Below are 13478 nucleotides of genomic sequence, written 5' to 3'. Positions count from 1 at the left end.
TATTTTGCTTCATACGCTTTAAAGTATTGTTCTTAAATGTTTTTGCTTAAGAATCATGATGTCAGTGTAGTATCGTTGCCATGAGTGTAGCATATATTCCTTCGCCAACTATTTCGTATTTTAAACTTGGCTCTGTTACTATCCGCTTTTACGCAATCTTTATTCTTATCGGAATAATTTGTGCAATGTATATTATTACGCGCAAATGGAAGCGCATGGGTGGTAATTTTGATCAAATATTAGATATTGCCTTAGTGAGTGTTCCTAGCGGAATTATTGGAGCTCGTCTTTATCACGTTATTACAACACCTGAAAAGTTTTTTGGCCCTTCTGGCGACTGGGTTGAAATGTTCCGTATTTGGAATGGTGGACTTGGTATTTGGGGAGGAGTGGTTTTAGGATCACTAGCTGCTTGGGGAGTGTGCCGTTACAGGCATTATCCAACTGCTTTGCTTGCGGATGCAGCTGCTCCAGCTTTACTTATTGCTCAAGGAATTGGCAGATTAGGTAATTGGTTTAATCAGGAACTTTATGGTGCTCCGACTACTCTTCCGTGGGGTCTTAAATTAAATAATGTTGGTGGTGCAATCGGTCATAGTGAGAGTTGTTATGACGGCCTTTCATGCCCTGAAGGAACATTATTCCACCCAACGTTTTTGTACGAGATGATATGGAATTTTATTGGTGCCGCATTAATTATTTTTTGCGCTAAAAAAGTAATGCAAAAATGTAAAGCAGGTTCGCTTTTCATTATTTATGTAATGTGGTACACGGCAGGACGTATGTGGATTGAATCATTAAGAATTGATTTTTCACATGTTTTCTTGGGAGTTCGCATTAACGTTTGGGTATCAATCGGCGTATTTATATGTGCAGCTATTATTTTCGCGCTTCTTCAACGGCATAGTTTATTTACTGATAAGTTAAGTGAGAAATTAATTGATGTGACGTCTGATGAGAATGAAAAAAATAGTGCAAAATCGGATTTAAAACGTTAACTCGTCTCTTGCTTTTCTTAGAATGGGAATCATGAATATACAGATAGCACCTAGTATCCTTTCCGCTGATTTTTGCAATCTTGAGCGTGATCTTGTTGCGATTTCAAATGCGGATCTTGTTCACGTAGATGTGATGGATCATCATTTTGTCCCTAATTTAACTTTAGGGGAGCCAATTGTTAAACGTATTTGCGAGGTAACAGATCTTCCAGTTGATGTGCATTTGATGATTGAAGATCCTGATCGTTGGGCTCCAGAGTATGCAAAACTTGGTGCTGATTCTGTGAGCTTCCATATGGGTGCTACTCATGCGCCTGTTCGTCTTGCTCGTCAGCTTCGAGATATGGGTTGCAAAGCATGTTTTGCTGTTCGTCCTGCAGAACCGGTAGAACCAATTTTTGATATTCTCGATGAATTTGATATGGTTCTTATCATGACAGTTGAGCCAGGATTTGGCGGTCAGAAGTTCTTGAGCAATCAAATGGGTAAGGTTCGTCGTTTGCGCGATGAAATTACGCGTCGTGGTTTGCAAACACATATTCAGGTTGACGGCGGCGTTAGCCCATCTACGGCTGCTACAGTTGCACAAGCCGGTGCTGACGTACTTGTTGCAGGTTCTGCTGTTTACGGTGCTAAAAGTCCTGCTGAAGCTATTGAATCAATTAGGAATATTGCTCAAGATGCTTGGCGCGAATAATTAGCTTTAATTGATTGGGGGCATGAAAATGTCCCCGATTTTCTTATTTAATAGTAAATAATTTAATATAAAGTGCGACAGTTTTAATATATTTGCAATAACAGGTGTTATCATAAAAACGTATTTAAGATGAATTTAATATGGATTTTATCTTAAATGTAAAGTTTAAATGTAAAGTGATTATGCGGCGGTTATATAAATCTGCTAAGTGCAATAATTCCTGTGTTCGCATTTTGTATAACGGTTGTGATTTCAACAAGTTGTGATTTTTAATAAGGAAGGTGCTATGGTTAAGTCTGTTGAGAATCAGGAATATAGTCCTGAAGCGCTTAATCGGGTTTTTACTGTACCTAATCTTATTAGTTTTCTTCGCATTTGCTCTATTCCTTATCTTGCTTGGCTTATTGCGTGCAGAAGTATGGTTGTGGCGCTTGTTGTATTAGCTATTTCCGCTTTTTCTGATTGTGTAGATGGTTATATTGCGCGTAAATTTAATCAAGTAAGTAAGCTTGGTCAGATTTTAGATCCTATAGCGGATCGTTTACTAATTATTTGCAGTACTGTTGCTTTAGCATTTGCAAAAATAATACCTTGGTGGGCTTTGGCTTTAGTTGTAGCGCGCGATGTTATTATGACAGTGCTTATTGTGATTCTTGCTCAATATGATTATGGACCTTTGCCTGTTAATTTTGTTGGTAAAGCCGGTACAGCACTTCTTATGCTTTCAATTGTTTCTTTAATGATTGTTTATACTGTATCTGCTGAGTCTATGTTCGTGCTTCACGCTGCTGCACTTGCATGTGGAATATGGGGTATTTCGTTGTATTGGTATGCAGGATTTTTGTATATTAAACAGGCGTGCATGTTGCTAAAAGCAATAAAGAAGCAATAAAGAAGCAAAAGAAAGAATAAAGAAAAAATAAAGAAAAAATAAAGAATAGTAAATAATGGATTATTAGTAGAAATATTAGTAATAAGATATTTGGATTTATATTTTTAGTGAATGCACAAGCGAGTACAATAGAATAAGATTTAATTAAAGAGAAATAGCAAGTGAAAGAGAATACGTTAGCAGCATGAAAGAAGATGGGATTAATTCCGAAGACGTTGAAGCGTCTGATTCTATCGTTGATGATCAGATGCCGTCTTTCCCTGCTGCTGATGGCTCTCAGCTGATTCGACGTAGAGCAGCTTTTTCTAAATCTGTTTTTGGGCTTAAGACTCATCACTCAACTCAAGTTCATAACCATTTAGTTCTGCATCATGATAGACGTCGTTATGTTGATGACTATTCTTTAAGACTTATTGATGATTTAATTAATCGCCCTGTAGATCCTTTATTTATGGATGCTCGTTTAAATAAGCAAAAAGTTAGTGGATTTAGCTTGTGGGCAACGCGAATTATTGTTTTTATTGTTTGCGTAGCTGTTGGAACAGTTGGAACTCAATTTGTTCGTAGATTGCATGTTGATACTAGAAAAGCAATTCGAACGTCTTTGGCAAATGAATTGGTTAGCCATACAACGAAGTTTGATAATCTTCTTAAAGAAGTTACGAAATTGCATAATAGCGTTGATCGTGAATCGAAACGAATTACAACTCCTGAAGAAAATCAAGTTACGAAAAATGACGATATGGTTAATGGCGTAAATCCTGTTGAAGGTCCAGGAATAAGCATTACTATAGCAAATCCTATTTCTGCTGGCTCTGGATCTTCTGCTGGCTCTCTTCCTAGGGAATCTATGGGAGCGAGAATGCGCGTTATTACAGATAGGGATATTCAAACTTTTGTTTCTTTGTTATGGGAAGGCGGTGCTGAAGCTATAGCTGTTAATGGTCATCGTTTAGGTGTACAAACCTCTATTCGTATAGCTGGCCAGGCAATACTAATAGGTGTAAATCAAACGCAGAGCCCATATGTTATTGAAGCAATCGGAGATGCTAATACTTTAGCATCGAAAATTTATGATAAGAAACATTCAGCATGGTATTCATCACTTACGAATGCCGGCATTAATCCGCAAATTTCATATTCAAGTAAATTAAAATTACCAGTAGCTGGTACTGGTGATATTAGGTTCGCTCAAAAAAAGTAAGGGAGTAAATATTATGACAGCGATTCTTGGTTTGATTTTGGGCGTACTAATAGGTATTGTGGTTCATCCTGATATTCCTGTTGTTATTCAGCCTTATTTGCCTATTATGGTGGTTGCTGCGCTGGATGCTTTGCTTGGTGCTGCAAGAGCTTATTTTGAACGTAACTTTTCGGATAAAGTTTTCGTTATATCATTCTTCTCGAATGTTATTGCTGCTACGCTTTTAGTTTTATTAGGCAATCAGCTTGGTGTTGGTGCTCAGCTTCAAACAGCAGTGATTGTTGTGCTTGGCATACGAATCTTCTCCAATGTGTCAGCAATTAGACGTTTTATTTTGAGGAGTTAAAGTGTCTTTTTCTTTTTCTCGCAAACAAAACGATGAAAATATTGTTGGAAAACTACATCGTCAGCATGCTAAGGATCGTGAAAGCGATAGAACTCAAACAGGTTCTTTTCCTGTTGTATCAAAGCGTGCTAAGCCTTCTCTGAGTTCGCATATTACTAGAGCTCGTATTTTTACAGGCTTTCTCATTATGCTTATGTGTGCTTTATTGGGTTTTGCATACATGATTCAGGTGAATCGTAGTTCTTCTATATATGAAACTATGAGCGAAGATGAATTAACTAGGCTTATTACTGAAACTAATTCCCAGATACAGAATCTAGAACAGCGTAAAAGTGAATTAAGTGGGCAATTAGAGTCTTTAAAAGCTTCTGTTAATAAGCAGGAAGAAGCTCGTCGTATTGCTCGTCAAAATGCTGAAACTAATGGATTATTATCAGGTCGTTTGCCTGCTACAGGTCGTGGAATAATAATTCATATTACTGGCGGTGAAAAAGAGAAAATCGATGCTTCTACGATGTTCCAGCTTATTGAAGAATTGCGTAATGCTGGTGTAGAAGTGATGTCTATTAACGATATTCGTATTATCACTTCAAGTTATATTTCTGAAACCAAGCACGGTTTAGTGTGCGATGGTAGGCAAATAAATCCGCCTTATATAGTTAAGGCGATTGGAGATCCTCAAAATTTGCAAAATGCTGTAACTATTGCAGGTGGAGTAGGATCTAGGCTAAAAGTTAAATTTGGCGCGTTGGTGCACGTTATGACGCCTGATGAGGTTGAAATTAACGCGACACGCTCTGCAAAACAATATCAATTTGCTCAACAAGTCGAGTAACAAGGTACAATAAAAATTATGACAGAACCGATTCCTACAGCTGGAGAAACAACCATAATTGGTATGCCAGCAATACATATTCCTATTACATCTACTGCAGATCGTCCTTTGAAGAAAGATGATCTTGATACGATATCTAAGTTGGTACCAGGAACTGCATTGTTGATTTCTACTAGGGGAGCAGTTTCAGGTTCTAGGTATCTTCTAGATGAAGATGTTATTTCTGTTGGTAGAGATCCTCGTGCGGATATTCTTTTAGATGATTCAACTGTTTCTCGTGCGCATGCTGTTTTCCGCAGGAATGGTAATGTTTTTACTATTGCTGATTCAGGAAGCTTGAATGGTACGTATGTTAATCGTGAACGTGTTGACGAAGCTGTTTTGCATAATGGCGACGAAATCATGATTGGAAAATTCAGGTTAGTTTTCTTTGGAACTGACGCTTTTTCGAATTAATATAATTTTTTAAACAATTCTTATGATAGTTTAAATGATAGTTTAAATTGTTTTGTTTAAATTTTATTTAAGTTTGTTTGAATTGGCTGGGATTTTTTCTCGATAAATAAGAGATTTGAGATACAGGGGGATTTTTATGGGTGTTAATAGCTCTGATAAAAAGTCTTCTAAAGTTGATTTAGTATCTCAATCTCTTAATTTTTCTAATGTTAACAGTATTTACGGGGATTTCGATGATGTAGAAAATTCCAGTAGAGGAAAATATTCTAAAAAGACGTCTAATAATTCTTCGGCTGTGCAAGGTGTACTTTTTAGTTTTTCTGCTGGAGTTGATTATGAGAAGGGATATCGCGGTACTGTTGCTATGAAAATAGCAGGTATAACGTATCGCCAACTTGATTATTGGGCTAGAAAGCACATTATTGAACCTTCGATTACACCTTCTCATGGTTCAGGATCTAGAAGGTTATATTCTTTTAAAGATATTGTAATTATGACAGTTGCAAAGAAATTGCTTGATGCTGGCGTAAATTTACAAAATGTAACTAATGCTATTCTTTTTCTTTATTGTCATTCTGAGGAAAGTCTTAATAAGATGACTATTATCTGTGATGGCAATAATGTTCAAGAATGCGATGTTGATAAGAATAATATTTTAGATATGCTTTCAACGGGTTCAGCAGTTTTTGCGATTAATGTAGGTCAGATTTGTAAAAGAGTTGAATCAGATTTGGAATCTGAGAATTTTACTCCGCTGCAATTAGATTAGTATATGGTTTCGTATTGTGTAGTGATTAGTGATTTATATGAGCGCTTTTCTATATATTATTCCGGCGGTATTTTGGCTTCTTGCAGTCGCGTTTCTTATATATAGCTTTTTGGGCTCATGTGTTGCGTTATTTAAATTTAAACAATCTAATAGGGAAGATTTAATTCCAAAAGTAAGCTGGCTGAGTGTTGTATTGCATTGTTTTGCGCTGCCAATAGCGATGGTTTCTTCTATGATTTATCGAATAATGCAAGGATTTGTGGCAATTAACTCAGATATGGCACAAATGTTCGATTTTATTTTTGTTGTTTCTGGGATTATTTTCATAGTGATTTGGATTTTAAGTATTACGGTAATAATCGTCCATTTATCTATTGCGACTAAGCAAGAAGATTCTATTAATGGATACAGATAGAAATAATGAAATAATTAGATAGTATTTTTATCTATAGTTTTTTGTGCATGTGATTTTTAAATAATATTTTTTTTAATACAGAATTCTCGGAATTCTTGGAATTGGAATCGGAAGAGGATTCTGAGTGGTAGTAATAAGCGTATGTGTTATATAGGAGTATTTAAAATAATCTAATTTGACATAACGTACATTATCGGTTATATAAATAAGTTTTCTACTTAAGACCAGTCAGATAATAAAACATATTATTTCATTTACGCTTAAACGGAATCTTATTATTAGCAAGAATATCGTTTTATTAGCAAGAATATCGCTCTAATAATCGTAAACTAATTCAGCTTATTAAAATATTCAATTACTGCAGAAGATAACTCATTTACGTTATCTATAACACGATATGCTTTATGCTTATTTAATTCTCCAGGCTCTGCATAACCCCATCCACAGCCCAAGCAATCTATGCCGCATTCTTTAGCTCCGTCAGCATCAGTCCAACGGTCGCCAACCATTAATGCTCTATCGCCAGAGTCATAATTAAATCCTATATTTTTAAATGCATAACGTATAACTTGCGATTTTTTAATACGAGACGTATCTCGGCTCGCACCGTAAATTGCATCAACCATATTTTCGATGTTAAAACGTTTCGCTATAGGAATAATTTGATATTCAGGTTTGCAAGAGGCAATAGCAAGATAAAAGCCTGAATCTCGAAGAATATTAAGCTGATTTTCTATTCCATCGTAAAGACGATTTAAGAAATTGCCTGTAATAAGCGTGCCTGGATTATTAGGATCATCAAAAGTTGGAACTTCTGAATAATACTTACGATATAAATTAACACCTAAAGTTTGCAAATTTTCAGGCATATGATTTCTTTGGAAAGATTCCAGAATAGACGGACCTATAAAACGATGCATTTCAGCGTCATCAGGGATTTGCATGTTAAGCTCTTGCATAGCTTTTTTCGCGCACGCAATAATTCCCTCATGAGATTGTGTAATAGTACCGTCTAAATCTAACAAGACGACTTTCATAGCATTTCCTGTATTACTTGTACTTGAACGTCGTTTTGTAGAATATCACTCATAATCTGGAATCCAGCCTTCTTTGTGCATTTTCAAGCGTTTCTCAAGAAGAGTTTTCAGTTCTTCTTCGCTACGACGCTCTAAAAGCATATCCCAATGAGTACGAGATTGTTTGTTAAATTCGTCATCTTGGATATCTTCGTCGCCTTCTTTGTGAGCAATGTTTCCACAGCGGCATTCCCATTCCTCTGGTATATCTGCTCCTTGAGCAAAAGGAAGAATAGTTCTATGACCTTTAGGACATACGTAAGCAACGTCGACGCGTGCAGCAAAATCAACGTTGTCATCTGATTCCAAAGATTTTGCGCCAATACTCATTCCTCGCAAACTGCGTTCTGCCATTTTTTCTCCTTAAAACATAATACCTATTTAAGCTATCGAATCACTCGGACGAACTTGTGCAATGTTACGTTTCAGAGTTATCTAAGTCAACGATACACCACAATTTATTGATAGCAATATTTTTTAGTTAATTCTTTATACGTATTGAAAATACAAATTATAAACTGCAAATTATAGAAAATATAAATTATGAAAATCATAAATCAGAATATGCGACCACTCCTCTATTTATTAAATTAGCAGCTTCTTTAGCTTTACTTGTCAAAGAAGAGTCAACGTTTCCAATAGCGTTTAAATAGCTTTCAGATGATGATAATTGTGTAAGAATATCGATTAAGCGCTTTGCTTGACGTACAAAATCGCCTCCAGTAACATCACTGTTTTGCAAAATCATTGACAAATCTGCGCCCTGAGCCCAGTCATACATCATGTCAATTGCTCCGCATTCAAGTGGTCTTAAAGGTTCCAATTTATACTTAACGCACAAGTTATTTATATCCATAAATAAAGCTTTAAGCTTAGCTATTGTTATAAATACAGCGCCATCTGATCCGCCTGGATATCTTTTAGGTTCTGAATAAGAAATACCTCTAGATTCATAAACTAATGAAGATAAGCATGAAGCTAACTCTACAGGAGAAAGATTGTTAAACAATCCTTCGCAAATAGCTTCAGAAAATACGATGTCACGCTCGTTATATAGTCGGCGCAATAATTGACCTTTATCTGTCAAATAAGCATTATCTTCACTTACAAATGACTTATTTTGCTCAGAGTGTTTTGATTGGCTTTTATTTACGGATAAATAATCCAGTGAGTAAAGTACTTCACAGATATGATCAAAGCAGCGAGCTACAGATCCAGTTCTAGATTCATATCGTTCTTTAACTTGATCTAATTCTTTCTTTTCGCGTGCCCAATGGTATCCCCATCTTAAATGATCTTGTATGTCTTTACATCCAGCGCATGGGTGTGATCGTTCTTCTTCGCGAAGCTTAGCAATAGTATTATCTAACTCTTTAAATGCAAGAGATCGTTCAGAATCGTTTGCAAAGAAAGTGTGCTTAAGCTTTTTACGCTGATCATGTTGAGCATATTTAAGCTTCATTCTAAGATCCATAAACTCAGCAAAATCGCCGTTTTCACAGTGGAAAGCATCTTCGTAAGCTTGAAGAGCTTCTGTCAACTCTTTTATTCTAGAGTGTAGTTTTTGAGCTGAAGAATTTGCTTCCCATTGTGCAAAAGATGCGTCTAAAGTAGCTCTAGCAGTATTAACATCGCTGTTATTTAATAAGTTAACAGCCATATTAAATGTAGGAACAAAGCTTGAATGTAATGGGTATACTCGTTTACTTGATAGCGCTGCTGCTTGGTTAGGGTCAAAATCTGAGTGGTCAACTAAAACAGCGTGTCCTATAGTATCAATACCGCGTCGTCCTGCTCGTCCAGTTAATTGAGTGAATTCTCCAGGCGTTAAAGGAACATGACCAGTTCCGTCGAATTTTACGAGTTTTTCTACAACAACACTTCTAGCTGGCATATTTAAACCTAGAGCAAGAGTTTCAGTTGCAAAAACTACTTTTATAAGACCTTTTTCGAATAATGTTTCAACAATATGTCTGAATAATGCAATCATTCCGGCATGATGTGGCGCAAAACCTTGTTCTAAAGCGTAACGGAAACGCTCAAAATTTAATGCGTGTAAATCTGATTTAGTTAGCTGATTTGCGACTATTGAATCAACGATTCTTCGTATTTCATACATTTCTTCGTCGCTTGTAAGAACTAAGCCTGCGTTTAAGCATTGTTGCACAGCTTGATCGCATCCTGATCTAGAAAAGATAAAATAAATACCGGGAAGCATGCCGCAATAGTCTAATTCGTCAATAACAGCCCATCTGCGAGGCGTATAACGGCAGGCTGATAATTTATCTTCAGATTTTTTTAGCTTGTAATTTACGCGTCCATTTTCTTTTAATGTTATATGAGATTTTTTGCGCGCGCTAAAACGTTTTCCTGCTCTTTTGTCAAAAGACATTCTTCTTCTTATAGCGCGATCTTCCCATTGTGAAAGAGTCCTAGTTAGGGCAGGGTTCACTCGCCTATTGTCGCCTTTTTTAGTGTCATAAAGATCTAATATTTCAGGCTCTGTTTCGTAATCTTCTTGAATAATTACGTGTCGCTCTAATGGTACTGGTCTATGCTCGTCAACAATTAAATGAGTTTTTCCACGAACTGAAGTTATCCATGCTGAAAAATCTTCTACGTTAGAAACAGTAGCTGAAAGACCGATAATAGTAACGTATTTAGGAAGATGAATTATTACTTCTTCCCATACTGCTCCCCTGAATTTATCTGCTAGGAAGTGAATTTCGTCTAGAATTACATATCCTAAAGATTGTAATGTAATAGAACGCTCATAAAGCATATTTCGCAACACTTCAGTAGTCATAACTACTATATCTGCTTCAGGATTAACAGATGTGTCTCCTGTGAGTAAACCTACATGATCTGAACCATAAATTTCGCATAAATCATGATACTTTTGGTTACTTAAAGCTTTTATAGGAGTAGTATAAAATGCTTTTACTCCTTTATTTGCAGCAAGAAAAACCGCAAAATCTGCTACAACAGTTTTTCCAGCTCCGGTTGGCGCTGCAACTAATACATTGTCGCCTTTCTCTAATGCGTTATTAGCTTCTTTTTGAAAATCGTCAAGTTCAAATGGCAAAGTTTTTTCGAATTTGGATGCCATTGTTTGCTTATATTCTTGATTTTTACGGAAAGACGCGTATCTCTGTGCTGGTGAAAGATTATCGCTGTAGGAGTTTGAAGTATCACTTGTTTCTTTATGTTTATGAGATGAAGAATTGTTCATTATAACAAGTGCAGCTTTCTTACTATTGTATTTATTTTTAACTTAAATATGGCTAGCCACCATAAGTATTAATGACTAGCCATATTCAATCTTCTTTTAATTACTAATCAGATGATTTATTAGAATTTGCTAATTTCTCAGCATTAAGATCTTCTTCGCGCAAAGATTTTTCGCCCCAACGCTTCCAAGTTGCTTGGCGACGCTCATTTTTATGCTCTTCTTTTATAAGAACTCTTTGATAAACAGCTTCATAACGTCGAGCCGCGTCAACAACAGGACGCGTGAAGAATGGCCTATCGTCCCTAGGTTCTGGTTCTTCATTTTCTGCTGCTTCATAAATAGCAGAAAGCTTATCCGCTGTTTCAGCTACAACAGTAAAATCTTCATTAAATCTCCACGCAACATAAAGCAATCCTGCGCAAAGCATAATAAGGAAGAATAAAACAAGAATCAGCCAAATCCACCAAGGCATTAGCGCACCTCCGAACTATCTTCAGAATGCTCTACACCGCCCTGTTCAATACTTAATTCGCGCTCCGTGCGAGCAAGAATCATCGTGCGCAATGTTTCTGGTGCAACAGCTTTAATATGGCGCGCATGTGCAATGCAGAATGCTACAAACCAAGAATCTGAAGACACGTTTAAGTGTACTTTCAATCCATTTCCATATGGTTCTACACGCGCTCCTGAAAGATTCTTTACAAAGTTCAAATCTGTTTCGTCAGTTATAAATGAAGTTTCTGTTCCATTGTCGAAACTCCAGGTTCGTAACTCACTAACAGGAACATCAGGTATTGTAACTTCAGACAATGGCTTAATAACTTCTGCGCGCTCAATTCTTGCTACTCGAAGTACTTGCCAAATTCTTGGCAAACCGTTTGCCTTGTTAATCGAAGTATCTTTAGCAACCAAAGATCGCTTATCTTCAGGCGTTTGCTTTTCTACATCGGTCCAAACAGCAACGTAATAAACGCCTTCATCAACATAAACTTTAGAAGGTGCTACTACTTTACGACGAGTCCTACCAGCGCCATCTGTGTATTCCATATCAAGCAAAGAATGAGATGCAATTGCGCTTCTAACGATAGAGCAATTGCGAGGCTCTATCTCATATCCAGTTAAGCTTAGCCATGGAGTTTCACCAGGACGAACATGCTTGCGCAAACGCATATATAAGGATTCTGCTTGTTGACGCTGAGCATCAGGAAGCAATGGTGAGTGTGCAAGATAATTTACAGATGCAGTTAGCATACTCATATATTGCTGTGAAATTCCTGCTAAACGTTCAAGACCCAAAGAATTTGTTGCTGAAACAATGCCTTCGGATTCAAGCAAAGACCAGTCAATCTCAAAGAATTGACTTCCAGCCATTTCTCCGTCATCAGAAACTGTAAGAAGAGTGCTCACATCCTTTTGTAAAATTGCAACAAATCGACGCAATTCATCTTCATTCTTAGGGTTTCCAATAAAGCGAACAGCAAGTTCGTTCAGCGGGAATTCCTCACCTAAATGAGCTGAGAGGAATAGCATTAAACGCAATCTACGGTCAACTTCACTTCCTGTTTGGAATGAAGTGCCTTTCTTTTGATGTGGCTTATCGTTCTCAGGATCTATAGGTAAATTATCTGCATTTTCTCCTTCATCAGTATTTTCCTGAGCATAAGGAGAATTATCATCGCAAGATTCAAATTGAGTAGCAGCATGAAGTCTACGATGGAAAGCATCAACTGCTTCTTTAGGACTTACAATCGAAGAACCAGGATGTTCAAGCACGAACATAGCTAAATCATCTGAATCTGTATATGCAACATTCAAATGTTCGCCATCAACGTCAACAGTTGCAGCAAAGCGACGTGAATCAATAACTTTTACCAAGTCATCAGGAATAACTTGAGTACCTAATCCTGGAGCAATAGAATCTAATCCTAATCCTGGAACAGGAGCCTGTGGAACGCGTGGAGCTGTTCTAGATGTATGTGGCTGCTCGTGATGGTTGGATTCAGAAGACGAAATTGACATAGAACGTGCTAAATAATTAGCTGCGGCAAGCACTGCAAGTTCATCTTGCTTAAAGCGTAAACGAACTCTAGGTTCATCGCCAAGCTGTAGACGATATGAAGCGAAGTCCTGTCCTTCAGACTTTGAAGAATATTCTGGTTGACGCGATTCGATTGCAATTCCCATAGCCGCAAGTTTTGCGCGATCTCTTTGGAACTGTTTTGCAAAGGCTGCTTTAGCTGCTTGATCTGCAAGCTCCCCATAAGAATCGGCATATGCTTTAACTCGTTGCGCTATTTGCCTTGAAGTTAACCATTGCGGGAATGCGGAAGATAATACAGCGAGCACATCTAATTCATGCTTGCCCCATTTATCGGAAAAACGTCGCCTTCCGTTAGTTCCTTCTGCCATTATTCCTCACGTATCGTTGCTTGGTGTATTTTCTTTCATGCTATTAACACTATTAATAATAGCGTTTGTTTGAAGCTTTTGTACTTCTACTTACAAGCATGCCTTTTCTATTTTAATGGTGTTTTCTCATACGTGTGGACATTTTTAGA

At 37.1% G+C, this 13478-nt stretch carries 13 protein-coding genes and 2 pseudogenes; 9 read left to right on the top strand and 6 right to left on the bottom strand.

Annotated elements, in window-relative coordinates; translation table 11 throughout:
• Positions 1–80: 80 nt before the first annotated feature.
• The 9 genes from lgt (at position 81) to BFS05_RS06760 (ending at position 6612) form a co-directional block, all read left to right on the top strand.
• Positions 81–998, top strand: coding sequence for a prolipoprotein diacylglyceryl transferase (lgt, locus tag BFS05_RS01360; RefSeq protein WP_103084261.1), 918 nt, complete (start codon positions 81–83; stop codon positions 996–998).
• 31 nt (positions 999–1029) lie between these two features.
• Positions 1030–1695, top strand: a complete 666-nt coding sequence (gene rpe / locus BFS05_RS01355) for a ribulose-phosphate 3-epimerase (RefSeq protein ID WP_180978552.1) — start codon at positions 1030–1032, stop codon at positions 1693–1695.
• A 286-nt stretch (positions 1696–1981) separates the two neighbouring features.
• Positions 1982–2587 (top strand): CDP-alcohol phosphatidyltransferase family protein, encoded by a 606-nt coding sequence (locus tag BFS05_RS01350; RefSeq protein WP_103084259.1) that lies wholly within the window; start codon positions 1982–1984, stop codon positions 2585–2587.
• A gap of 184 nt (positions 2588–2771) precedes the next feature.
• A complete protein-coding gene (locus BFS05_RS01345; RefSeq protein ID WP_374703748.1) occupies positions 2772–3791 on the top strand; it encodes a DUF881 domain-containing protein in 1020 nt (339 codons plus the stop codon).
• Positions 3792–3804: 13 nt separating this feature from the next.
• The gene (locus BFS05_RS01340) at positions 3805–4137 is read left to right on the top strand and encodes a small basic family protein (RefSeq protein ID WP_103084258.1); all 333 of its coding nucleotides are present in this window, start codon (positions 3805–3807) and stop codon (positions 4135–4137) included.
• A gap of 1 nt (position 4138) precedes the next feature.
• Complete coding sequence (locus BFS05_RS01335) at positions 4139–4972, top strand: DUF881 domain-containing protein (RefSeq protein WP_103084257.1); 834 nt, start codon at positions 4139–4141, stop codon at positions 4970–4972.
• Positions 4973–4990: 18 nt separating this feature from the next.
• Positions 4991–5428 carry an FHA domain-containing protein gene (locus tag BFS05_RS01330; RefSeq protein WP_103084256.1) on the top strand — a complete coding sequence of 146 codons (438 nt, stop codon included), beginning with the start codon at positions 4991–4993 and terminating at the stop codon, positions 5426–5428.
• A 136-nt stretch (positions 5429–5564) separates the two neighbouring features.
• Positions 5565–6197, top strand: coding sequence for a MerR family transcriptional regulator (locus tag BFS05_RS01325; protein ID WP_103084255.1), 633 nt, complete (start codon positions 5565–5567; stop codon positions 6195–6197).
• Positions 6198–6429: 232 nt separating this feature from the next.
• Positions 6430–6612 (top strand): hypothetical protein, encoded by a 183-nt coding sequence (locus BFS05_RS06760; RefSeq protein ID WP_219726409.1) that lies wholly within the window; start codon positions 6430–6432, stop codon positions 6610–6612.
• A gap of 329 nt (positions 6613–6941) precedes the next feature.
• On the opposite strand, the gene BFS05_RS01315 is transcribed toward BFS05_RS06760, so the two are convergent.
• From BFS05_RS01315 to BFS05_RS07125, 6 genes and pseudogenes are all read right to left on the bottom strand, one after another.
• Positions 6942–7649 carry an HAD hydrolase-like protein gene (locus tag BFS05_RS01315; RefSeq protein WP_103084253.1) on the bottom strand — a complete coding sequence of 236 codons (708 nt, stop codon included), beginning with the start codon at positions 7647–7649 and terminating at the stop codon, positions 6942–6944.
• A gap of 45 nt (positions 7650–7694) precedes the next feature.
• The gene (locus BFS05_RS01310) at positions 7695–8042 is read right to left on the bottom strand and encodes an RNA polymerase-binding protein RbpA (RefSeq protein WP_103084252.1); all 348 of its coding nucleotides are present in this window, start codon (positions 8040–8042) and stop codon (positions 7695–7697) included.
• A gap of 196 nt (positions 8043–8238) precedes the next feature.
• The gene (locus BFS05_RS01305) at positions 8239–10920 is read right to left on the bottom strand and encodes a DEAD/DEAH box helicase (protein WP_180978550.1); all 2682 of its coding nucleotides are present in this window, start codon (positions 10918–10920) and stop codon (positions 8239–8241) included.
• A 103-nt stretch (positions 10921–11023) separates the two neighbouring features.
• Positions 11024–11392 carry a hypothetical protein gene (locus BFS05_RS01300; RefSeq protein WP_103084251.1) on the bottom strand — a complete coding sequence of 123 codons (369 nt, stop codon included), beginning with the start codon at positions 11390–11392 and terminating at the stop codon, positions 11024–11026.
• Positions 11392–12531 (bottom strand): annotated as a pseudogene (locus tag BFS05_RS07130) (helix-turn-helix transcriptional regulator); the annotation flags it as partial. The pseudogene BFS05_RS07130 and the gene BFS05_RS01300, both read right to left, overlap by 1 nt.
• Positions 12532–12605: 74 nt before the next feature.
• Positions 12606–13329 (bottom strand): annotated as a pseudogene (locus tag BFS05_RS07125) (helix-turn-helix transcriptional regulator); the annotation flags it as partial.
• Positions 13330–13478 lie beyond the last annotated feature (149 nt).

This window comes from Gardnerella coleohominis (assembly GCF_002896555.1).
GTDB lineage: Bacteria > Actinomycetota > Actinomycetes > Actinomycetales > Bifidobacteriaceae > Bifidobacterium > Bifidobacterium vaginale_F.
Note: the sequence above shows the minus strand (reverse complement) of the source record. Positions and strands in the feature narration are given on the sequence as shown.

Bases quoted from the DNA above. Each gene is read 5' to 3' on its own strand.
- lgt (WP_103084261.1), top strand. From the start codon at position 81: ATGAGTGTAGCATATATTCCTTCGCCAACTATTTCGTATTTTAAACTT.
- rpe (WP_180978552.1), top strand. From the start codon at position 1,030: ATGAATATACAGATAGCACCTAGTATCCTTTCCGCTGATTTTTGCAAT.
- BFS05_RS01350 (WP_103084259.1), top strand. From the start codon at position 1,982: ATGGTTAAGTCTGTTGAGAATCAGGAATATAGTCCTGAAGCGCTTAAT.
- BFS05_RS01345 (WP_374703748.1), top strand. From the start codon at position 2,772: ATGAAAGAAGATGGGATTAATTCCGAAGACGTTGAAGCGTCTGATTCT.
- BFS05_RS01340 (WP_103084258.1), top strand. From the start codon at position 3,805: ATGACAGCGATTCTTGGTTTGATTTTGGGCGTACTAATAGGTATTGTG.
- BFS05_RS01330 (WP_103084256.1), top strand. From the start codon at position 4,991: ATGACAGAACCGATTCCTACAGCTGGAGAAACAACCATAATTGGTATG.
- BFS05_RS01325 (WP_103084255.1), top strand. From the start codon at position 5,565: ATGGGTGTTAATAGCTCTGATAAAAAGTCTTCTAAAGTTGATTTAGTA.
- BFS05_RS06760 (WP_219726409.1), top strand. From the start codon at position 6,430: ATGATTTATCGAATAATGCAAGGATTTGTGGCAATTAACTCAGATATG.
- BFS05_RS01315 (WP_103084253.1), bottom strand. From the start codon at position 7,649: ATGAAAGTCGTCTTGTTAGATTTAGACGGTACTATTACACAATCTCAT.
- BFS05_RS01310 (WP_103084252.1), bottom strand. From the start codon at position 8,042: ATGGCAGAACGCAGTTTGCGAGGAATGAGTATTGGCGCAAAATCTTTG.
- BFS05_RS01305 (WP_180978550.1), bottom strand. From the start codon at position 10,920: ATGAACAATTCTTCATCTCATAAACATAAAGAAACAAGTGATACTTCA.
- BFS05_RS01300 (WP_103084251.1), bottom strand. From the start codon at position 11,392: ATGCCTTGGTGGATTTGGCTGATTCTTGTTTTATTCTTCCTTATTATG.